The organism is Rhodococcus sp. JG-3 (assembly GCF_000482405.1).
Lineage (GTDB): Bacteria > Actinomycetota > Actinomycetes > Mycobacteriales > Mycobacteriaceae > Rhodococcoides > Rhodococcoides fascians.
The window spans coordinates 3106546-3127020 of record NZ_KI519398.1 but is presented as its reverse complement, the minus strand read 5'-3'; the positions used below and the strand labels follow the sequence as shown (position 1 = coordinate 3127020).

General features: G+C 65.6%; 23 protein-coding genes. 10 read left to right on the top strand and 13 right to left on the bottom strand.

All coding sequences use genetic code 11. The annotated features are described in order from the left end of the window. Positions 1 to 15 precede the first annotated feature (15 nt). Positions 16 to 213: a hypothetical protein gene (locus tag K414_RS29425; protein WP_037219315.1), complete on the top strand. Its 198-nt coding sequence runs from the start codon at positions 16 to 18 to the stop codon at positions 211 to 213. Here the strand turns inward: K414_RS29425 and K414_RS0116250 are convergent. From K414_RS0116250 to K414_RS0116240, 3 genes are read right to left on the bottom strand one after another with little or no spacing between them, the layout of a single operon-like run. Next, positions 165 to 1160, bottom strand: a complete 996-nt coding sequence (locus tag K414_RS0116250) for an ABC transporter substrate-binding protein (RefSeq protein WP_051365141.1) — start codon at positions 1158 to 1160, stop codon at positions 165 to 167. The genes K414_RS29425 and K414_RS0116250 overlap by 49 nt on opposite strands. Positions 1161 to 1204: 44 nt before the next feature. Beyond that, the gene (locus K414_RS0116245) at positions 1205 to 2476 is read right to left on the bottom strand and encodes a TRAM domain-containing protein (protein WP_027496901.1); all 1272 of its coding nucleotides are present in this window, start codon (positions 2474 to 2476) and stop codon (positions 1205 to 1207) included. Then, positions 2473 to 4470, bottom strand: coding sequence for an APC family permease (locus tag K414_RS0116240; protein WP_027496900.1), 1998 nt, complete (start codon positions 4468 to 4470; stop codon positions 2473 to 2475). Before K414_RS0116240 ends, K414_RS0116245 begins: the two co-directional genes overlap by 4 nt. 180 nt (positions 4471 to 4650) lie before the next feature. On the opposite strand from K414_RS0116240, the gene K414_RS0116235 reads away from it, so the two are divergent. Together K414_RS0116235 and K414_RS0116230 are read left to right on the top strand one after the other, a co-directional pair. After that, a complete protein-coding gene (locus K414_RS0116235) occupies positions 4651 to 5316 on the top strand; it encodes a TrkA family potassium uptake protein (RefSeq protein WP_027496899.1) in 666 nt (221 codons plus the stop codon). Positions 5317 to 5365: 49 nt separating this feature from the next. Further along, a complete protein-coding gene (locus K414_RS0116230; protein WP_027496898.1) occupies positions 5366 to 6025 on the top strand; it encodes a TrkA family potassium uptake protein in 660 nt (219 codons plus the stop codon). On the opposite strand, the gene K414_RS0116225 is transcribed toward K414_RS0116230, so the two are convergent. Together K414_RS0116225 and K414_RS0116220 are read right to left on the bottom strand one after the other, a co-directional pair. Continuing rightward, positions 5999 to 6697: a DUF3159 domain-containing protein gene (locus K414_RS0116225; RefSeq protein WP_051365378.1), complete on the bottom strand. Its 699-nt coding sequence runs from the start codon at positions 6695 to 6697 to the stop codon at positions 5999 to 6001. The genes K414_RS0116230 and K414_RS0116225 overlap by 27 nt on opposite strands. Positions 6698 to 6770: 73 nt before the next feature. Continuing rightward, positions 6771 to 7148, bottom strand: a complete 378-nt coding sequence (locus K414_RS0116220; RefSeq protein WP_027496896.1) for an OB-fold nucleic acid binding domain-containing protein — start codon at positions 7146 to 7148, stop codon at positions 6771 to 6773. Positions 7149 to 7315: 167 nt separating this feature from the next. On the opposite strand from K414_RS0116220, the gene K414_RS0116215 reads away from it, so the two are divergent. Continuing rightward, positions 7316 to 8026, top strand: coding sequence for an alpha/beta fold hydrolase (locus K414_RS0116215; RefSeq protein ID WP_027496895.1), 711 nt, complete (start codon positions 7316 to 7318; stop codon positions 8024 to 8026). Between the two features lie 6 nt (positions 8027 to 8032). On the opposite strand, the gene K414_RS0116210 is transcribed toward K414_RS0116215, so the two are convergent. Then, entirely contained in the window at positions 8033 to 8860 is an 828-nt protein-coding gene (locus K414_RS0116210) for a DUF3710 domain-containing protein (RefSeq protein WP_027496894.1), read from the bottom strand. 78 nt (positions 8861 to 8938) lie between these two features. Continuing rightward, positions 8939 to 9406 (bottom strand): dUTP diphosphatase, encoded by a 468-nt coding sequence (gene dut / locus K414_RS0116205; protein ID WP_027496893.1) that lies wholly within the window; start codon positions 9404 to 9406, stop codon positions 8939 to 8941. 196 nt (positions 9407 to 9602) lie between these two features. Between dut and K414_RS0116200 the strand changes: the two genes are divergently transcribed. Continuing rightward, on the top strand, positions 9603 to 10097 hold the full coding sequence (locus K414_RS0116200) for a DUF3093 domain-containing protein (RefSeq protein WP_027496892.1): 495 nt from the start codon (positions 9603 to 9605) through the stop codon (positions 10095 to 10097). Between the two features lie 86 nt (positions 10098 to 10183). Here K414_RS0116200 and K414_RS0116195 read toward each other — a convergent pair whose 3' ends face one another. Then, entirely contained in the window at positions 10184 to 10486 is a 303-nt protein-coding gene (locus K414_RS0116195) for a DUF4193 domain-containing protein (protein ID WP_027496891.1), read from the bottom strand. Positions 10487 to 11031: 545 nt separating this feature from the next. Between K414_RS0116195 and cei the strand changes: the two genes are divergently transcribed. Continuing rightward, on the top strand, positions 11032 to 11712 hold the full coding sequence (gene cei / locus K414_RS0116185) for an envelope integrity protein Cei (protein ID WP_027496890.1): 681 nt from the start codon (positions 11032 to 11034) through the stop codon (positions 11710 to 11712). Between the two features lie 31 nt (positions 11713 to 11743). Here cei and K414_RS0116180 read toward each other — a convergent pair whose 3' ends face one another. After that, a complete protein-coding gene (locus K414_RS0116180) occupies positions 11744 to 12577 on the bottom strand; it encodes an inositol monophosphatase family protein (protein ID WP_027496889.1) in 834 nt (277 codons plus the stop codon). A gap of 264 nt (positions 12578 to 12841) precedes the next feature. On the opposite strand from K414_RS0116180, the gene K414_RS0116175 reads away from it, so the two are divergent. After that, on the top strand, positions 12842 to 13666 hold the full coding sequence (locus tag K414_RS0116175) for an ROK family protein (protein ID WP_027496888.1): 825 nt from the start codon (positions 12842 to 12844) through the stop codon (positions 13664 to 13666). A 160-nt stretch (positions 13667 to 13826) separates the two neighbouring features. Beyond that, positions 13827 to 15155 (top strand): RNA polymerase sigma factor, encoded by a 1329-nt coding sequence (locus K414_RS0116170; RefSeq protein ID WP_027496887.1) that lies wholly within the window; start codon positions 13827 to 13829, stop codon positions 15153 to 15155. 77 nt (positions 15156 to 15232) lie between these two features. Here K414_RS0116170 and K414_RS0116165 read toward each other — a convergent pair whose 3' ends face one another. Both K414_RS0116165 and K414_RS0116160 read right to left on the bottom strand, forming a co-directional pair. Beyond that, positions 15233 to 15592 (bottom strand): DUF952 domain-containing protein, encoded by a 360-nt coding sequence (locus tag K414_RS0116165; RefSeq protein ID WP_027496886.1) that lies wholly within the window; start codon positions 15590 to 15592, stop codon positions 15233 to 15235. A 71-nt stretch (positions 15593 to 15663) separates the two neighbouring features. Next, positions 15664 to 16593 (bottom strand): EamA family transporter, encoded by a 930-nt coding sequence (locus K414_RS0116160; protein WP_027496885.1) that lies wholly within the window; start codon positions 16591 to 16593, stop codon positions 15664 to 15666. A 233-nt stretch (positions 16594 to 16826) separates the two neighbouring features. On the opposite strand from K414_RS0116160, the gene K414_RS28610 reads away from it, so the two are divergent. Then, entirely contained in the window at positions 16827 to 17021 is a 195-nt protein-coding gene (locus K414_RS28610; protein ID WP_027496884.1) for a hypothetical protein, read from the top strand. Positions 17022 to 17169: 148 nt separating this feature from the next. Here K414_RS28610 and K414_RS0116150 read toward each other — a convergent pair whose 3' ends face one another. After that, positions 17170 to 18909: a DEAD/DEAH box helicase gene (locus tag K414_RS0116150; RefSeq protein ID WP_027496883.1), complete on the bottom strand. Its 1740-nt coding sequence runs from the start codon at positions 18907 to 18909 to the stop codon at positions 17170 to 17172. A gap of 191 nt (positions 18910 to 19100) precedes the next feature. Here K414_RS0116150 and K414_RS0116145 point away from each other — a divergent pair, with 191 nt between their 5' ends. After that, the gene (locus tag K414_RS0116145) at positions 19101 to 20165 is read left to right on the top strand and encodes a YihY/virulence factor BrkB family protein (protein WP_045841788.1); all 1065 of its coding nucleotides are present in this window, start codon (positions 19101 to 19103) and stop codon (positions 20163 to 20165) included. Between the two features lie 38 nt (positions 20166 to 20203). Here the strand turns inward: K414_RS0116145 and K414_RS0116140 are convergent, their stop codons facing one another. Continuing rightward, the gene (locus K414_RS0116140) at positions 20204 to 20440 is read right to left on the bottom strand and encodes a DUF3039 domain-containing protein (protein ID WP_027496881.1); all 237 of its coding nucleotides are present in this window, start codon (positions 20438 to 20440) and stop codon (positions 20204 to 20206) included. Positions 20441 to 20475: the final 35 nt, after the last annotated feature.

Sequence of the window (20475 nt, the reverse complement as noted above, 5' to 3'; positions counted from 1 at the left end):
CATCACAGTTGATGCATGGACATCGAACACAGCACACACTCCTGGACCACCCGCTCGCTGCACGACACCAGCGAAGGCCTCGTCGGCTACCAGGGCTGCCACTGCGGAGCTCAACGCATCGTCTCGGTACCCGCGCAGACGTTCGCCCCGGTTGCCGAAGTGGATCACCCCAGCACGTTCGCCACCGCAGGCACCACCGTGTCGAGTGCATAGCCGATGGACAGCGCCGAGTTGGTGGCGTAGGACTTCGCGACTTCCGGGTCGTCGAACACGACGTAGCGGCCGTCCGCGACAGCCGGAATCCGTTGGAACAGCGGATTGTCGGTCACCTCGGACGGCGCCTTCTGGATGGGGAAGACGATCAGTACGTCGGCGTCGAGCAGGTCGAGCTCCTCCCCGGAAATCGGAACCGAGAAGCCGCGCGGCGGAAGAGAATCGATGGCCGGGCTGGTGACGAAGCCGAGCTTCTTCATGAACTCGAGTCGACTGTTCGACGAGATGTATGCGCCGTATCCGGTGCCGCTGTAGGCCCCGACCACCGCTGTCTTGCCGGCGAATTCCGGATGGGCAGCGGCCGCTGCATCGAAACGGTCGGCGATTCCTGCGAGCAGCGCGTCCCCTTCGGACTGCTTGCCGAGTGCCGTGGCCACCATCGTGACCTGCTGCTCGAGCGTTGTCAGGTAGTTGTCCGCCCCCGCCGGTATACCCACCGTCGGAGCAATGGCGGACAGCGTGGCGTACCGATCGGCATCACCGGAGCTCTTGGTGTCGAGGATCAGATCCGGCTCGAGCGCCGCGACCTGCTCGAACGACGGCTCCTGCGTCCCGATGATCTGCGGTGGTGCGTCGTAGAGCCCGGCCGCCCACGGACCGACGCCGTCGCCGCCGAAGGCGAGCCAGTCGCTCGCACCGACCGGTGAGACACCGAGCGCGAGTGCGGTTTCCGCGTCGCCCCAGCCGAGCGCGACGACGCGCTGCGGGGCACTGTCGACGGTCACGTCGCCGAACTCGGTATCGATCGTGACAGGGAACGCAGCCGCCGATCCGTCGGACGGCGCCTCCGATCCGGGTCCGTCGTCCCCGCCCGACCCACACGAGACGACGGCGGTCAGGAACAGCAGGGCGACCGACACAGCACCGACGGTGCGACGAATTCTCACCCGAGAAACGGTACGTCAGACTCGCCAAGATTGGTGAGGCAACCCTATTTACGGACGAAGCGGCCGATACATTCGACGTGGCTGGTCAGAGGAAACGCGTCGAACGCGCGCACGTCCGTCAGCTCGTAACCGGCTGCCCGGTAGAGGCTCGCGTCCCGCGCGAACGATGCCGGATCGCAGCCGATGTGGACGATCGTGCGGGGAGACCGCGTCGCGAGACCTTCGATGACGTCGCGTCCGGCACCGGCTCGCGGCGGATCGAGTACCGCCACCGCCACCGATTCCGGCAACGAATCCATCGATCGCTCGACCCGGCCCGGCGCGAACGAGACCTGAGCAAGGTCGTGCAGCGCCGAACGCCCGTCCTCGGCGGCCCGGCGCGAGAACTCGACGCTGGTGACTCGTCCGCTCGATCCCACCCGCTCGGCGAGAGCCGCCGCGAACACGCCGACACCGCCGTAGAGATCCCATGCGCCGTCACCCGGCTCGGCGTCCGCCCAGTCGCGCACGACGTCGGTGTACACCTGGGCCGCTCCCTTGTGCGCCTGCCAGAAGCCGGTGGCATCGAGTGTCCACGGCCGCGCCGAGACGAATTCGGTGACGCGACCCGACCCGATGACAGCCTTTTCCGGCCTGGCCCGGGACGACGCCGCTCGACGCGCCGACGCACCGCGGCGGCCCGGAGACCGGCGTCCGGTTCGCGTCAACTGGGCCGGTGCCACCTCCACCACATGGCGTTCACCCGTACCGTCGAGGACCACCTGCAATTCGGCACCTGCGCGCCACTCACGGCCCGACAATCCGTCGAACGCAACCGGATCCATTTGCGGGCACGACAACTCCGTGACGATCGAACTGCTTCGATAGCGGTGGTAGCCGGGCCGTCCACCCGAATCCACTGCCAGCCGAACACGGGTCCGCCATCCGATGCCGTCGCCGGTGCCCGGCAACTCCTCGACCGGAACGTCCCGCTCGATGCCCGCGACGCGGCGCAGCTGTTCGGCGACGACGGAGGACTTGAGTCGACGACCGGCTTCGGGGGTCGCGTGAGAATAGTCGCAGCATCCCGAACCACCGGGCCCGGAGATGGGGCAGCGAGCGTCGATGCGGTCCGGAGACGCGGTGAGGATCTCGATCGCGTCGGCGCGGCAGAACGACCCACCGCGATCCTCGGTCACCTTGGCCATGACGCGTTCCCCCGGTAGCCCGTGGCGAACGAACACCACTCGACCTTCGTGACGGGCCACGCAGAACCCACCGTGTCCGGGAGCGCCCAGTTCGACGTCGAGCACCAGCCCGAACCAGTTCTCGGTCATTTGCCCGCCGGCGGTTCGTAGCCGCGACGCGATGCACCCGGCGCATTTCCGAGCACCTCGCGCCTGGCCTTCTCCGACGAGCGCAGCTGCCACGGAACGCTGGTGACCATCACGCCGGGTTGAAACAGCAGTCGGGACTTCAATCTCAGCGCACTCTGGTTGTGCAGGACCTGCTCCCACCAGTGACCGACGACGTACTCGGGGATGAAGACGGTCACCACATCACGTGGTGAGTCGCGTCGAACTCGTTTGACGTAGTCCAGAACCGGCTTGGTGACTTCGCGGTAGGGCGATTCGACGACCTTGAGGGGTACCGAGACGTCACTGGCCTCCCATTCACGCACCAATGCTCGGGTGTCCACCTCGTCGACGTTGACGGTGACGGCTTCGAGAGTGTCGGGCCTGGTCGCGCGTGCGTAGGCGAGAGCCCGCAGGGTCGGCATGTGCAGCTTGGACACCAGCACGATCGAGTGCGTGCGGCTGGGTAGTACGCCGTCCCACACCTCGTTCTCGAGCTCGCGCGCCACGGTGTCGTAGTGCTTTCTGATCATCCGCATCAGGCTGAAGATGGCCACCATCGCCACGATCGCGATCCAGGCTCCGGCAGCGAACTTGGTGATCAACACGATCACGAGAACGGTCGCCGTCATGGCCAGACCGACGCTGTTGACCACCCGCGAGCGCTGCATCCTGCCGCGCTGCTCGCCATCGGTCTCGGTTCGGAGCAGGCGGGTCCAGTGCCGGATCATGCCGGTCTGGCTCAGGGTGAACGAGACGAACACACCCACGATGTAGAGCTGGATGAGCTTGGTGACCTCTGCTCCGAACACCACGACGAACACGATGGCTGCACCGGACAGGAACAGGATGCCGTTACTGAAGGCAAGGCGATCGCCGCGCGTGTGCAACTGTCGGGGTAGATACCGGTCCTGAGCGAGCACCGAGCCCAGCACGGGGAAGCCGTTGAATGCCGTGTTCGCGGCGAGTACCAGGATCAACGCCGTCACGGCGGTGATGAAGAAGAACCCAACGGGGAACCCGCTGAACACTGCCTCCGCCAACTGCGCGATCAACGTCTTCTGGTGGTAGCCATCCGGTGCCCCGATCAGCTGCGTCTCCGGGTCCATCGCGTACTTGATGCCGATCTTCTGCGCCAGCACGATGATGCCCATCAACAACGTGATGCCGATACCGCCGAGCAGCAACAGCGTGGTTGCCGCGTTGCGGGACTTGGGTTTCTCGAATGCAGGCACCCCGTTACTGATGGCCTCGACTCCGGTCAGCGCCGCGCAACCCGACGAGAACGCCCGCGCGACGAGGAACGCGAACGCAATCCCGTACAGATGCGAGTCCTCCGCTTTCAGATCGAACGTCGCCGACTCGGCGTGAATGTCGTCTCCGAGCACGTAGACCCGGAACAACCCGTAGCCCAACATCAGGAACATGCCGCCCATGAAGGCGTATGTGGGAATGGCGAACGCGGCACCCGACTCGCGGATACCGCGCAGGTTGATCGACGTGATGAACACGATGGCCACCACCGCGAACAGCACCTTGTGCTGCGCGACGAAGGGTACGGCCGAACCGATGTTCGACGCGGCCGCCGAAATGGAGACCGCCACGGTCAGCACGTAGTCCACCAACAACGCACTACCCACGGTCAGACCCGCCGCAGGACCGAGGTTGGTGGTCGCGACCTCGTAATCACCACCGCCGGACGGGTAGGCGTGCACGTTCTGCCGGTAGCTGGCGACCACCACCGCCATCACGACACAGACCGCGAGACCGATCCACGGAGTGAACGTGAGCGCCGATATCCCGGCCACGGACAACACCAGGAAGATCTCTTCGGGTGCGTACGCAACCGAGGACATGGCGTCCGAGGCGAACACCGGTAGCGCGATTCGCTTGGGTAGCAAGGTATGACCGAGCTTGTCGCTGCGGAACGGCTTACCGAGAACCAGCCGCTTTGCGGCAGTCGAGACCTTGGACACGATCAGAAGCGTAGGCCGTCGGGTCGCCGGCGGCGCAACCACGCGCCCTTTGACTTCCATCCGATGCCCACCCACGGTCGAGCCGGTGACGAATCCCCGATACGTTGGTGCTCGCATGCACACGGTGGCAATGTCGTCGGCAGTGTTGGTCGGCAATCGAGATCGGGACGGAGCTGGGCGTTGTACGTAGTTGTGATGGGGTGTGGCCGTGTCGGCGCATCGCTGGCCGGAGCGCTCGAGCGCATCGGGCACGAGGTGGCGATCATCGACCGCGACGAAACCGCGTTTCTGCGCCTCGACCCCGACTTCGGCGGGCATCGAGTAGTCGGTATGGGATTCGACCGAGATGTGTTGGTGCGCGCCGGAATCGAGAAGGCGGAGGCATTCGCAGCCGTATCCTCCGGTGACAATTCCAACATCATCTCCGCGCGCGTCGCGCGCGAGACGTTCGGCGTCGAGAAGGTCGTCGCCAGGATCTACGACGCCAAACGCGCCGCCGTGTACGAGCGCCTCGGTATTCCGACCGTGGCCACCGTGCCGTGGGCGACCGACCGGTTTCTGCACAATCTTCTGCGGGACGACCCCACCACCAAGTGGCGAGATCCGTCCGGGAGCGTCGCGGTGGTGCTGCTCGACTTCCACGATGCGTGGATCGGCAAGAAATTATCGGTACTCGAGGATGCGACCCGGTCGCGGGCCGCGTTCGTCATCCGTTTCGGCACCGGACTGCTGCCCGACAAGCGCACCGTGATCCAGGCAGGCGACGAGGTGTACGTCGCTGCCGTCTCCGGGACCGTCGCCGAGGCCATCGCATTGGCCGGCAATCCGCCGCCGTCGGACGACTGATGCTCGCCCGTACGTTGTTCTCCTCCCCCATCGACCCGAACGGGAAGCCATGAAAGTCGCCATCGCCGGTGCCGGCGCAGTCGGCAGATCCATTGCACGCGAATTGATCCGAAGTGAGCACGAGGTGATGCTCCTCGAACGCAAACTCGACCACGTCGATCAGACCGCAGTACCCGAGGCCGAATGGGTGCTCGCGGACGCCTGCGAGTTGAGTCTGCTCGAGGCCGCCCATCTCGAGAACTACGACGTGGTGATCGCCGCTACCGGCGACGACAAAGCGAACCTGGTGCTCAGCTTGCTGGCCAAAACCGAGTTCGGCGTGAACCGCGTGGTGGCCCGGGTCAACGACCCCAGAAACGAATGGCTCTTCGATGCGGCCTGGGGTGTCGATGTCGCAGTCTCGACCCCGCGCATGCTGGCGTCACTGGTGGAGGAGGCCGTCTCGGTAGGCGATCTGGTCCACCTGATGACATTCCGCAAGGGACAGGCAAATCTCGTGGAGATCACTCTGCCCGAGAACACGCCCCTGGCGGGCAAGCCGGTACGCAAGCTCCAGCTACCGCGGGACGCAGCACTGGTGACGATTCTTCGCGGTGGCCGTGTCATCGTTCCGCAGCACGACGATCCGCTCGAAGGCGGTGACGAGTTGCTCTTCGTCGCGGCGAAAGAGGTGGAGGACGAACTACGTGCTGCGGTCGGTCTGACCTGACGGCAGCTCGTCGGCCTGTTCGTCGTTCGATGCGAGGTCGAGCGCTCGATCCGCTTGACGCACCGCCCACAGAGTCACCAGTAGGGCTACGCCGGTCAGGGGCCACCCCATCCCGATCCGTGCCACCGCGAGCCAGCCGGTCTGGTCCGAGTCGTAGAGCTGGGACTGAACGATGTAGCGCGCAGCGAACACCGACGCCCAGGCGATGGTGGCCACGTCGTAGTAACGAACCGCAGACCGCTCCCGACGCCACGACGTTCCCTTGCCGTTGAGGTAACCCCAGATGACGCCGACGAGCGGCCACCGGGCGAGTACCGACAGCACGAACGCCCCGCCGTAGACGAGTGATGTATAGATGCCGAACAGGAAGTAGCCCTTGGCGTCCCCGGTGCGGTACGCGATGAAAGCGCAGATGCCGACGCCGAAGAATCCGGAGATGGCCGGTTGTATCGGGCTGCGGCGTACCAGCCGCCACACCAGAACGGCCGCGGCGACACCCAACGCAGCCCACAGAGCGACCGACAGGCCGAAGTAGCTGTTGAACGGGACGAAGACGACCACGGGCAGTGTGGAATATACCAATCCGCTCACACCGCCGAGCTGCTCGAGCACGGTGGGGGCGGCGGTCTTCACGGCGTCCGGCGTCGACGTGTCGGGTACCGGTTCCGGCATGTTCGACGTTCTCGGGTGCGGCACTGCATCGTCGCTGTTCGTCACGAGAACGAGAGTGCCATACCGGGGACGATCAGTTGTCGTCGCGCAGTTCGTAGTACGGGTTGTAGACGATCTTGCGTCCATCGCGTTCGCCGACCCGGCCACGCACCAGGACCGTCTTGCCCGGCTCGATTCCGGCAATCTTGCGCCGGCCGATCCACAGGAGAGTCACTGTGTCGGTGCCGTCGAAGAACTCCGCTTCGATGTTGGCGTTCGCGGCCTTGGAACACGCTTCGACGCTGCGTAGACGACCCAACATCGTGACCTCTTCGCCACGCGAGCAATCGCAGGCGCGTCGGGCTCCGGACGCTTCGGAGGATTCGGCCATCTCCTCGGCGTCGAGCTGATCGATGTCCTCGGTCAACTTTCGCGTCAAACGGCGAAAGTATCCTGCGGCAGCGGGTGCCATTGTGCGCTCCTGCGGGTGGGGGTCGTCTCGCAGCTCCACTCCTGGGAGCAGTTGCGGCGACCTGGGAGTTTCCCTCGTCATAGCTGGTACTTCGCCACTGTAGACCCGATCCGGCGCGCTGACCAACCACCGCCACGCCGTCGAACGGGGGCGTGCACAATCGTCTCGTGCACACCCGATTCAAGACCTCCACCGCGATCGTTCTACCGGGGACGGGATCGGACGCGCAGTTCGCACAGGAGGCATTCGGGCAGGCGTTCGACGTTGTGGGATTGGCCACTGTCGCCGTGGAACCCGACCCGACCGGCGTGGTGGGGAGCTATCTCGGTGCACTCGACGAGGCTGTACGCGCGCACGGTCCCGTCGTGGTCGCCGGAATCTCACTGGGTGCAGCCGTCGCGGCGCACTGGGCCGAACGCAACCGCTCGAGTGTCGTCGCGTTGGCGCTGGCGCTGCCGGCGTGGACGGGCGATCCCACCGGCTCACCGGCTGCACTGAGTGCACGGTTCACGGCTGGGTCGCTTCGCGAACACGGGCTCGACAGCGTCACGGGGACCATGGCCGAGTCGAGCCCAGAATGGCTCGCGCGCACCCTGGCGCGATCCTGGGCGTCGCAGTGGCCGGCGCTCCCCCGCGCGTTGGACGAGGCGGCCTCGTACCGAGGCCCGGAGTTGGACCGTCTCGCGCGGATCGACGCGCCGACCGTCGTGGTCGGCGCGGTGGACGACCCGGTGCATCCGATCGCGGTTGCGGAGCAGTGGGCTCGCGCCCTGCCGAGAGGCGTACTGCGGACCGTGACTTTGACGGACATCGGACTCGACCCGGGGGTCCTGGGCCGAGAAGCCGTCGACGCTCTGACCGCGGCGCACGACGTCTGACGCCGATCAGCCCCCCAGTTGCTGAATCGCCGATCCGGACGCTCCGCGGCGCGGAGCGCGCTCGGCACCGGGTTGTTCGGCGTTCGGTTGCGGAGTCGACTGCTGCTGCGCCGCATCGGTGTTCGCATCAGGGGCGGTGGGCTGCGCCGGCGCGGCCTGCTGCGCTGCTTGCTGCTGCGCGGCAGCCGCCAGTTGCTCGGCCAATACCTGCGGCAGAACCACCGGCAACGGAGTACGCACCGGGTGTGGATCGGTGCCGCGGTCGACGACGGTCTGTCGAAGAATCGAGTGCGCGAGCTGGACCAGGGGCTGGCCCTCCGCCACCGCGCCCGACGGCCCGGCGAGGACGCATCGAACCATCCAGCGATACCCGTCGACACCGATGAAGCGCAGATCGGCGTTGGCGGTGACACCGACCAACTCGCGGCCCCACGGTCCGGTCTCCACGGTCGTCTCGGCCTTGTCGTTACGGAGCGATGTCGCCAGATCGGCCGCCACCTCGCGCCACTGCCCCGGAGACTTCGGGGCAGCGTAGGCGGCGATGGTGATGCGCCCGAACTGGGTGACGATGTGTACTGCCTGCGGGCTGCCCGCCTGAGACATCTCGACCTGCAGTTGCCCGCCCTCGGGGAGAGGGATCAACACAGAGCCGAGATCCAGCCGGTTCGCCGCGACGCTCTCGCGATCCTCGTCCAGATCACCGAGATCGTGGGGCCCCTCGACGGTGGTGTCCGCGGTCGCATCGTCGTTGTCGTCGTCGCGGCCGTCGACGAATGGCTCCGCGCTGGACGCGGAGGCACTGCCGGCGTCGTTCTTCTTACGCCGTCCGAACATGTTCAGCTCTCTTCTTCTCGGTTGCATTCAGTTCGCTGTACACCGACGACCGTCGCGACAGACGCACTACGTAGGACGTCACTGCACCAGACTCGCATGTCCGCCGGTCGAGCCGTGACCGCCGTCCCCTCGAACGGTGTCGTCGAGTCGATCCACTTCGACGAACTCGACCAATTCGACGCGCTGCACCACCAACTGAGCGATTCGATCGCCGCGATCGAGCACGATGGGCGTCCGGAGATCATGGTTGATCAAGCAGACCTTGATCTCCCCGCGGTATCCAGCGTCGATGGTGCCAGGGGTGTTGACGACCGACAGTCCCGATTTGGCCGCCAGGCCCGAGCGCGGGTGGATCAGCCCCACCATCCCGAGGGGCAGGGCCACCGCAATCCCCGTGCCCACGAGAACCCGTTCGCCCGGAGCGATCGTCACTGGCGCGGTGATCCGCAGATCCACACCCGCGTCACCCTCGTGCGCACGCGTGGGAACCGGTAGATCTGGGTCCAACCGGCGAAGTCGAACCTCCCCGGGGCGGTCCGGGGGCACCTCGAGCTGGTCGCCGGAAAGCGTGTTGCGGGACTCGATGACTTCGTCACTCACGTCGAACGAGACTACGCTGATCTGCTTCGCCGTCGGCGCGGCGACTACCCTGGGTGGGGTGACTGCAGATCGACAGGCCGATCGGGCGAACCCCGAGTCCGACGACCCCACCTCGCGTGCCGGTTCCCCCGGCTCGGAGTCGGTGCTCTACGCCGAACGACTGTGGGTACCCCTCTGGTGGTGGGTGGCCGGCGCAGCGCTGGCGGTACTACTCGCAGCGGAGGTACACATGGGTGCCCCCGGTGTTCGCGCCTGGCTGCCCTACGTGTTGCTCCTGCCCCTGGTCGCCTGGGCTCTGGTGGCGTTCAGCAGGTTACGTGTGCAGGTGGTGGCCACCGATCCGAGCTCTGACTCGACCGGGTCGTCGTCCGCCGGCCTCGAACTACGGGTCGGCAAAGCGCATCTGCCTCTCGATGTCGCGTCCAAGGCAGCCGTGGTGCCCGCGACAGCAAAAAGTGCGGCGCTGGGAAGGCAGCTGGACCCGCTTGCCTTCGTACAGCACCGCACCTGGGTGAAACAGATGGTGATCGTCGTACTGGACGACCCGGACGACCCGACGCCCTACTGGTTGATCAGCACCAAGCGGCCGGAGAATCTACTCGCCGTGCTCAGTGCCCACGGCGTGGAAGCCCGCTGACCCAGCCGTCGGACTCTCGCTGCGAAACCTCACTGCCCGGCCGCTCGGCCGGGCATCGGCTGCCCTCGATCAGGGTCTGCCGTCGATCAGGCAGCGCAGTCCCGGCACATGAGGACACCGTTGGCATCGCTGGCCAGTCGACTGCGGTGGTGCACCAGGAAGCAGCTCGAACAGGTGAATTCGTCCGCCTGCTTGGGAACCACCCGGACCGAAAGCTCTTCGCCGGACAGGTCGGCACCCGGGAGCTCGAAGGACTCGGCGGTGTCTGACTCGTCCACATCGACGACTGCGGACTGCGCCTCGTTGCGGCGAGCCTTCAGTTCTTCGAGAGAGTCCTCCGAGACGTCGTCGGATTCTGTTCTTCTCGGAGCGTCGTAATCGGTTGCCATTGTTCTCGTAACCCCTCATCTTCGTGCGTGTGTGTGGTGGAAGCTGCCGGTGTGGTCGGCTTGTGGCCGTCGGCTGTGAAGAGGGCGCTTGCTCGCTCCCACCGATTTGATTCTCGATCGAACAGGTTCACCACGCGGTGCCGGAAACTACACCGGGTAGTTCCCGAATTCCGCCGGTTGAAACTCGATCGAGATTTCGCTCACCTGATCGACGATTCACCGGCAGCTTTCTGTTTCTTAAGCACTGCGGCCGCCAGACAATAGCCGACGCCGACCCCAAAGCCGAAACCGAATCGCCGATCACTTCATTGCCTCCGTGCACGCCGCATCAACACCGAGATCACCGGCTTCATTCCGCAGTCCGCAGAAGCAGTTCTGCTGCTGGTTTTCGCGGTGCAAACGGGTCGCGTGCACTGCTTTCGGCGACCTCGCGGCCGAGTGTGCCGTCGCCGAGGACTGCGGGCATCTACAGTAGGCACGCGTCGGTGTGAACCGACTCCGTGTACCGGTCTCGGCGACTGCCGACGGAAAGGCGAAGAATCACTGTGGTTTCTCTGATCACCGAAGGCCAGCCGGTCGACGACCGCGGCCGTCCGTTCCGTCGACGCCGCGCACTTCCGATCATCGCCGTGTTCGCAGTACTCGCTCTGCTCGCCGTGGTCGTGTGGGTCAAGGTGTTCACCACCACCGAGACGACATCGGCCACTGCCGAATGCAACACCCCGACCACGACCGCTGCCACCGACGGAACGCAGCCGGTTGCCCTCGGCGAGGAAGTCGACCCGACAACACTTCTCGACGTCGAGCCTGCCGCCCTGTCGGCATCGAAGGTACGAGTGTTCAACGCCAACGGCGAACGCGGCCAAGCTGCACACGTGGCGGCCCAGCTCAGTGACTACGGCTTCGCGAGCGCTCCGGACGTGCAGGTGGGCAACGATCCCGTCTATGTCGACCAGAACATGCAGTGCCAAGGCCAGATCCGATTCGGATCCGCGGGCATCGGTGCCGCGAGCGCAGTGTGGCTCCTCGCACCGTGTGCAGAACTCATCGAGGACTCGAGAACCGACGACTCGGTGGATCTGGCACTCGGCACCTATTTCAGCGAGATTCAGCCGAACGACGACGCAGAGGAAGTGCTACGCACGCTGGCGGGCGCAGCCCCCGGTGCCGCGCCGCAGCCCCTCGACCCCGATCTGCTCGCCGCCGCGCGCCAGTCTCGTTGCTGAGTCGATCGCGCTGCTGAGACGGACCAGTCCGTCAGCTCGGAATCGGATCGAGTGCGCCGACGAGTCGTAGGGCGGCAGTCAGGGGTTCGGCGATTCCCGGGGCCATCGCCACGGTGACGACCCCGTCCGCACTCGACGACGTCGCTGCGGGCACATCGACGAGGGCTCCGGCCTCGGCAGCGATCAGCGACCCCGCCGCCCAGTCCCACGGGCTGAGCCCGTGCTCGAAGTGTGCGTCGACGGCACCGGACGCGACCATGCACAGATCCAGTGCTGCAGAACCGATTCGGCGAATATCTCGCACCTTCGGCAGCAGTTCGGCGATGATCGCGCCCTGCGCCGCGCGGCGTCGTGATCCGTACCCGAATCCGGTGGCCAGCAACGTCATCGACAATTCGGTCACACCCGAACACTGCAGCCGTTCGATACGACCGTCTGCGTACCGAGCCGTCGCCCCATGCCCCTGCGCGGCCGAATAGACCACATCGCGGGCCACGTCGACGACGGCCCCTGCCACGCTCACTCCGTCGATCTGCACCGCAACAGAGACCGCGTACGCAGGAATTCCGTACATGAAGTTGACGGTTCCGTCGATCGGATCCAGCACCCATCGAACTCCGGCGACGGATTCGTCCCCGCCACCTTCCTCCTCGCCGAGGACGGCATCGCCGGGACGCAGCTGCGCCAGCAATTCGCGAAGAACACGTTCGGTTTCGGTGTCCACGACGGTGACCGGATCGGTCGGTGTGCTTTTCGTCTGCACGGCCTCTGCCTCCGCGTCGGCACTGTCACCGAACACCTGCGGACGACGCGTTCGGACGTGCTCGGCTGCCTCCGTGGCAACCCGAACGGCAACCCAGCGCAGTACCTCCGCATCACGTGTCGTCGGTTCGGTATCCGACCGTTCTACGGTTGCCGGCGTCTGCGGCAATTGCTCAGTGGCGGTGTGGGTCTGCGTTCCGTCATGTTTCGGCACGCGTACATCGCAACACACTTCGCCGGCGCGGCACCACCGCGGCACTCGGCGGGCCGTCCGCTACAGCGTCGGCGTCACGCCGACGAACGGACGGCACTATTGTTCCGAAGCGACGGCACACACGAATTCGATCAGGCCAGGAGCGGCATCGACATGACACAGCCAGGTTCGGACAACAGCACCGCGGCGACGGCCGAGCGTCACGGGTTCGGCGTCGACGTCGGTGGCAGCGGCATCAAGGGCGGCATCGTCGACCTGAAAACCGGTGAGCTCGTGGGCGATCGCTACAAGATCGAGACGCCTCAGCCTTCGACCCCCGACGCCGTCGCGCGGACCGTGGCCGAGATCGTCTCGCATTTCGAGTGGACCGGGCCGATCGGCGTCACCCTGCCCGCGGTGGTCACCAACGGTGTGGCGCGTTCGGCCGCGAACATCGACAAGAGCTGGATCGACACCGATGCGCGAGCATTGTTCGCGAAGGCCATCGGAAACGAGAACATCACCGTCCTCAACGACGCGGATGCCGCCGGGGTCGCCGAGGACAAGTACGGCGGCGGCAAGGGCAAGGACGGGGTCGTCGTTCTGCTCACGTTCGGCACCGGCATCGGTTCCGCCGTTCTGCACAACGGAGTTCTGCTGCCGAACACCGAATTCGGACACATGGAGATCGGCGGCAAGGAAGCCGAGCATCGCGCGGCGTCCTCGGTGAAGGAGAACAAGGGGCTGTCCTACAAGGAATGGGCCAAAGAGGTCTCCACCGTGCTCGCAACGTTCGAGGCGCTGCTGTGGCCCGACCTGTTCATCGCCGGTGGCGGAATCAGTCGCAAGAGCGAGAAGTGGATTCCCCACCTGACCAACCGAACTCCGGTGGTCCCCGCGACCCTGCTGAACACGGCGGGGATCGTCGGAGCGGCCCTCGCTGCGGACAGTGCCGTCGCGTCCGCCGAGACCGGTACATCGGCTGGATCTCCGCACTGACACGCGGTGTCGCCACCTGCGAAGGACGAGGGTAGGTAACAAACTCCTGAGAGGTCGTTACAATGGTGTGTGCCGGTACGCAGCCGGCCGAATCCGAAGACCTCTCCGCCGGAAACAACTCTGGCGTGACGCCGCACGACTTCGTCACGAAAGGGCGTACGTGGCAGCCACCGATATCCGTCAGACCGTAGATTCCGAACCTGGAACTGCGACACCTGAACCTGCTGTCAAGGCACCCGCCGCGAAGGCACCGGCTAAGAAGGCACCGGCCAAACGCGCCGCCGCCAAGAAGGCACCGGCCAAGAAGGCCGCAGCGAAGAAGACAGCAGCTCCCGCCTCCGGCGATGACGTCGACGAGAGCACCCCGGGAATCGAAGACATCGACATCTCCGAAGGTGATCTTGCCGCCGCAGCGAACGACGTCGTCGAGGTCGTCGCCGCAGGCGACGACACCGAAGAAGACGCAACGAGCGAGCCGACCGCCGAGGACAAGGCGTCGGGCGACTTCGTCTGGGACGAAGAGGAATCCGAAGCCCTGCGTCAGGCCCGCAAGGACGCCGAGCTCACCGCATCAGCGGACTCGGTTCGCGCGTACCTCAAGCAGATCGGCAAGGTCGCCCTCCTCAACGCCGAGGAAGAGGTCGAGCTCGCCAAGCGCATCGAGGCAGGACTGTTCGCCGTCGAGAAGATGCGCGAGTCCGCGGAGAAGGGCGAGAAGCTCCCCGTCGCCCAGCGGCGTGACATGACCTGGATCTGCCGTGACGGCAACCGCGCCAAGAACCACCTGCTCGAGGCAAACCTCCGCCTCGTCGTCTCGCTGGCCAAGCGCTACACGGGCCGCGGCATGGCGTTCCTGGATCTCATCCAGGAGGGCAACCTGGGTCTGATCCGCGCGGTCGAGAAGTTCGACTACACCAAGGGCTACAAGTTCTCGACGTACGCGACCTGGTGGATCCGCCAGGCCATCACCCGTGCCATGGCAGACCAGGCCCGCACCATTCGTATCCCGGTGCACATGGTCGAGGTCATCAACAAGCTCGGACGCATCCAGCGTGAGCTCCTGCAGGATCTGGGCCGCGAGCCCACTCCGGAGGAACTCGCCAAGGAGATGGACATCACGCCCGAGAAGGTGCTGGAGATCCAGCAGTACGCTCGCGAGCCGATTTCCCTCGACCAGACCATCGGTGACGAGGGTGACAGCCAGCTCGGGGACTTCATCGAGGACTCCGAGGCTGTCGTCGCGGTCGACGCGGTGTCGTTCACGCTTCTGCAGGATCAGCTTCAGTCGGTGCTCGAAACGCTCTCCGAGCGCGAAGCAGGCGTAGTTCGCCTCCGCTTCGGCCTCACCGATGGACAGCCCCGCACCCTCGACGAGATCGGGCAGGTGTACGGAGTCACCCGCGAGCGAATTCGTCAGATCGAGTCCAAGACGATGTCGAAGCTGCGGCACCCGTCGCGGTCCCAGGTTCTGCGCGACTACCTGGACTGACAATCTCGAACGACAAGCGACCGTCGATCTTCGGATCGGCGGTCGCTTCTCGTTGCTGGCGACTGCCAGGCTTTCGGTCAGAGCACGGGCGTCCCGAAATCCCCGGCTGGCCCCGGTCGGTACTCGACGGCGGCAGTGACGGCCACGAGCGGTAGCGGTCCGTACAGGTGCGGAAACAGCATCGACTGCGGGTCGGACGGCACACCCGGCTCCCACTGCACCGGCGCACTCAACCGCGCTGGGTCCAGCGCCAGCAGCACCAGATCGGTGCGTCCTGGGAAGAGCCGGTTCGCGGGCAGATGCACCTGCTCGGGCGTGGAGAGGTGAACGAAACCCAGTTCGGCGAACGACTCCGGCGTGTACTCGGTACCGCCCCGGATTCTCGACCACTCCTCCGTGGTGCACAGATGTACGAGGACGTCGGTTCTCTCGGTCACACCGCCATTGTGCCGGGTTCTCGGGGGCTCGTGTCCCACACCCCGCGCGTCCCCGAGCCGTGTCCTCGAAGTCAGGGCGGGGGCAGCGTGGGTGCCCCACCGCGCGTTCGGCCCGGCAGGCCGCCGAGCACCACTGCGGCGATGACGGCAAGGATTCCCAGGGACTCGAGCAGCGTCGGCACCTGGGTCAGCACCACGGCACCGACGACAGTCGCGGTCGCGGGCAGCAACGCCAACAGCAACGCGAAGCGAGCCCGACCCACTCGGACCAGGACGTACTGGTCGAGAACGTACGGAACGACGCTCGACAGCAATCCGACGCCCAGGCCCAGAACCCAGATGCGCCAGTCGCTCAGAACGTCGGTGTGCGCGAATGCGAACGGTGCGAACAGCGGCACGGCGAGAACCACCGATGCGATTCCGAAACCGGCAGCCATGTCGTCGAGCCCCTGCCCGGCGTCGGCCACGGACTTGCCCAGCACGATGTACGCCGCCCACAGAGCCGCCGAACCGAGCGCGAACGCGATTCCGATCAATCCCACCTCGCCGCCCTCGAACTGAGCCGACGCGATGGCAGCAACGCCGGCGACCACCAGAACGACCGCGAGTGCATCGGTGAGCTTCCGAGATCCTGCTGCGGCGACGACGATCGGGCCCAGAAACTCGATGGCGACCGCCGCACCCAGGGGCAGCCGAGCGATGGCCTCGTAGAACATCACGTTCATGCCGATGGTGGCTGCTCCGAACGCGGCAGCGGTCACCGCGCGTCGTACCGTCCATACGGATCCGGCACCGCCGCGTCGACGCCACGGCCTACGCCAGGTGATCAGGACGACAGCGGCACCGAAGCCCCGCAGCCAGGCCACCGCAGCCGGGTTCACCGTGTCGAACAGGAACACTCCGATGGCCGCACCGACGTACATGCATACGGCACCGATCACGAACAGCGACGGGATACCCAGCCTCGAAGCGCCGGACAGCGAGAGAGAAGTCGAAGCCACACCGGGACCCTACTGCCGCCACCCGTCCGATTCCCTATCAGCTGTCAGCGAACAGGATTCACGACGTTCCTGCTCGTAGGACATGTTTCGTGTTAGTGACAACACAAAGAAACGCGCTCGGGAACAACGCGTGACCGCCATACGTCTGACAGAGTGAACGAACCGCGCCATACCGACGCGGCGGACCGGCCCCAGGCGAACGGGACATACCCGCAAGCCAGTACGGAGGAGTCATGCCCGGAACATTGACCAGCCCACAATTGACAGCAGCGGACCGGTGCGACCGGTGCGGTGCAGGGGCTCGCGCGCGTGTCGTGCTCTCGACCGGTGGAGAGCTTCTCTTCTGCGGTCACCACGCCACCGAGCACGAAGCCCGCTTGCGTGAAGTGAACGCAACGGTGATGACCGAATCGGACTCCACGGTGTAACCCACCGACTCGTCGGGGGACGCCAGTTCGCCACAGCTGTACCGATACAACTGCATCAACGCACGATCACAACGACGGACGGTCTCTGGACCGTCCGTCGTTGTCGTGTCACCGACACAGTCCGCCGGCAGCACTCGTCCGTCGGGTGCTACATCTTGCGCAACTGCGCGATTCGCTCACCCAGCTGCTCAGCTGATGCCATCGCCGTCGGCGGCCCACCGCAGATTCGACGCAGATCGCCGTGAATGACGCCGTGCGGCTTCCCCGTCCGGTGGTGGTACACCGCAACCAAACTGTTCAATTCCCGCCTCAGGCCGGCCAACTGGCCGGCACTGGTGGCCCTGTCGTTGACGACGGCAGGCGCGGGGACCGCCGGGCCCGCAGCGGGTTTGTCGATCTGCTCCTGCTGACGCTGGCGAAGCAGGTCGCGCATCTGCGTCGCGTCGAGCAGGCCGGGGAGCCCGAGGTAGTCGGCTTCTTCGTCGCTGCCCGAGAACGTCGCGGTCCCGAACGAGGACCCGTCGTAGATCACCTGATCGAGCTCGGCATCCGCGCCGAGGGAGGTGTACGCCTTCTCTTCCTCGCCCAGCTCGTCCTTCTGCTTGTTGGCGTCGGCCAGCAGCTCGTCGTCGAAGCCGTCCTTCTCGCGGTGGGGCTTGCCGAGAATATGGTCGCGCTGAGCCTCGAGCTGTGAGGCGAGGTCGAGCAGGACCGGTACCGACGGCAGGAAGACGCTCGCCGTCTCGCCCTTACGGCGTGATCGCACGAAACGACCGATTGCCTGCGCGAAGTACAGCGGAGTGGATGCACTGGTGGCGTAGACGCCGACGGCGAGACGCGGAACGTCGACACCCTCGGACACCATGCGAACGGCAACCATCCACCGCTGATCACTCTTGCCGAACTCGGCGATACGAGCCGAGGATGTGGGGTCGTCGGAGAGGACGAGGGTCGGCGTCTCCCCCGTGATCACCTCGATCAGCTTGGCGTAGGCCCGCGCCACCGTCTGGTCGGTCGCGATCACGAGACCACCTGCGTCGGGCATACCGCCCGACCGCAACTGTGCCAATCGTGTGTTCGCAGCCAACAGCACCGCAGGCATCCAGTCGCCCTGCGGGTCGAGGGCGGTACGCCAGGCCCGTGCGGTCTGCTCCGCATTCAGCGGCTCGCCCAACCGAGCGGTGTACTCCTCGCCTGCGCTGTCCCGCCACCGTGCCTCCCCGGAATACGCGAGGAAGACGACCGGGCGAACGACTCCGTCGGCGAGGGCGTCGGAGTAGCCGTACGCGTGATCGGCCTTCGACCGCATCAGGCCGTCCTGATCCGGTTCGTAATTGACGAACGGAATGGGACTGTCGTCGCTGCGGAACGGAGTACCCGTCAACGCAAGGCGTCGGGTGGCGTCGCCGAACGCCTCGCGGATGCCCTCGCCCCAGCTCTTCGCGTCACCACCGTGGTGGATCTCGTCGAGGATCACCAGAGTCTTGCGGGCCTCCGTGCGCACTCGGTGCTTGAACGGATGCGAGGCGATCTGCGCGTAGGTCACCACCACACCGTGGTAGTCACTCGAGGTCTGCCCAGTCGAGTTGGAGAAGCGTGAGTCCAACGCAATGCCCACCCGCGCCGCCGACTCGGCCCACTGATGCTTGAGGTGCTCGGTGGGTGCCACCACCGTCACCTGATCGACGGTGCGGTGCGCGAGCAGTTCGGCGGCGACGCGCAGGGCGAACGTGGTCTTACCTGCACCCGGGGTCGCCACCGCCAGGAAGTCCTTGGGCGAGGCGACGAGATACTTCGTCAGCGCGCGTCGCTGCCAGGCACGTAGAGGTGCCCCGCCGGCGACGGGCGCAGCCGTCTGATCGGTGGATGGTGGTGTGGGATCGAACATGTCAGCGCTCACTGGCCGCCGGTTCCTGGCATCGATGTAAATTCCTCGCGCTCTCGGTAGCCCTGCAGTGTCCGCCGAGGAGCCTATCGCTCCGTACCGACGGATCCCGCATCGCTGGGGTGATGTCGGACGCGACACGGCGCGTCGGTCGTTAGGCGAAGTCGGCATCGGTCAGGAATGCTGGAGGCACCATGAGCGAGTCTGCAGGCCCAACTCCCACGCCGCCGCGATTGTCGGCGAGAAACCCGCTACGTGCGGTGTGGAAAGTGACTCTGCGCACGCTCGGCAAGGCCTGGGACGATTCGATCTTCAGCAAGGCCGCGACCGCCGCCTTCTGGCAGACGCTGTCGCTACCGCCCCTTCTGCTCGGGGTGCTGGGCAGTCTCGGTTTCGTCGGAGGATGGTTCGGCCCCAACACCGTCGACATCATCGAGTCGAAGATCATCACCTTCAGCAACACGCTCTTCAGCAGCAGTGTCGTCGATCAGATCATCGCGCCGACCGTCCGAGACGTCCTCGCACAGGGCAGCGGTGAAATCGTCTCGGTCGGCTTTCTGCTCTCGCTGTGGGCGGGCTCGTCGGCGATCTCGACGTTCGTGGACTCCATCGTCGAAGCACACGGACAGGCCGACGCTCGAAATCCCGTCTGGCAGCGGTTCTTCGCGCTGCTCCTCTACGTCGGCTTCCTGATCATCGCGGTGTTCGTGCTTCCGCTCGTCGCACTCGGACCGGTGTACGTCCAGCAGATATTGCCCGATTCGTGGCTGACCGTCGGCAGCGAACTCGTCGACTTCCTGTACTACCCGGCCGTCGGCTTGTTGCTGATCATCGGACTGACCACGTTGTACAAGCTGGCATTGCACACGTCACTGCCCTGGCATCGTCTGCTCGGTGGAGCACTGCTGGCCGGGGTGTTCTTCATGATTGCCAGCGCCGTACTGCGCCGGTACCTGACCTGGGTCACCAGCACCGGCTACACCTACGGTGCGCTGGCAACTCCGATCGCGTTTCTGCTCTTCACGTTCTTTCTCGGCTTCGCCGTGGTCCTCGGAGCCGAGTTCAACGCGACGATCCAGGAGTTCTGGCCGGCCAGAGCAACCCGAATGGATCAAATGCGTGAGTGGCTCGCTGCTCAGGCAGCGGCGGACGACAAGCCGTCGGGACCGGTGACCGCGGTAGCGCGGCGTCTGGCCACAGGCCCGATCAAAGTGGTCGGCGATCGGCAGCGATCCGACCGGCCCGAACCGTCTCAGTGACGGTCGGGTCCGGCGGGGTCACCGTCGGAGGTGAGCCGTCACTCGCCCTTCTTGAGGCCCTCGTAGACCTTCTTGCAGTCCGGGCACACCGGTGAGCCCGGTTTTGCAGACTTGGTGACCGGAAACACCTCGCCGCACAGCGCTACCACATGGGTACCCATGACGGCGCTTTCGGCGATCTTGTTCTTCTTGACGTAATGGAAGAATTTCGGCCGGTCATCGTCGGTGGTTTCGTCCGGAGCGATGTCGGGACGGTCCTTCGTCTGAGTGCTCATGAACACAGATTAATCCGTCGCCACACTGTGTTCGA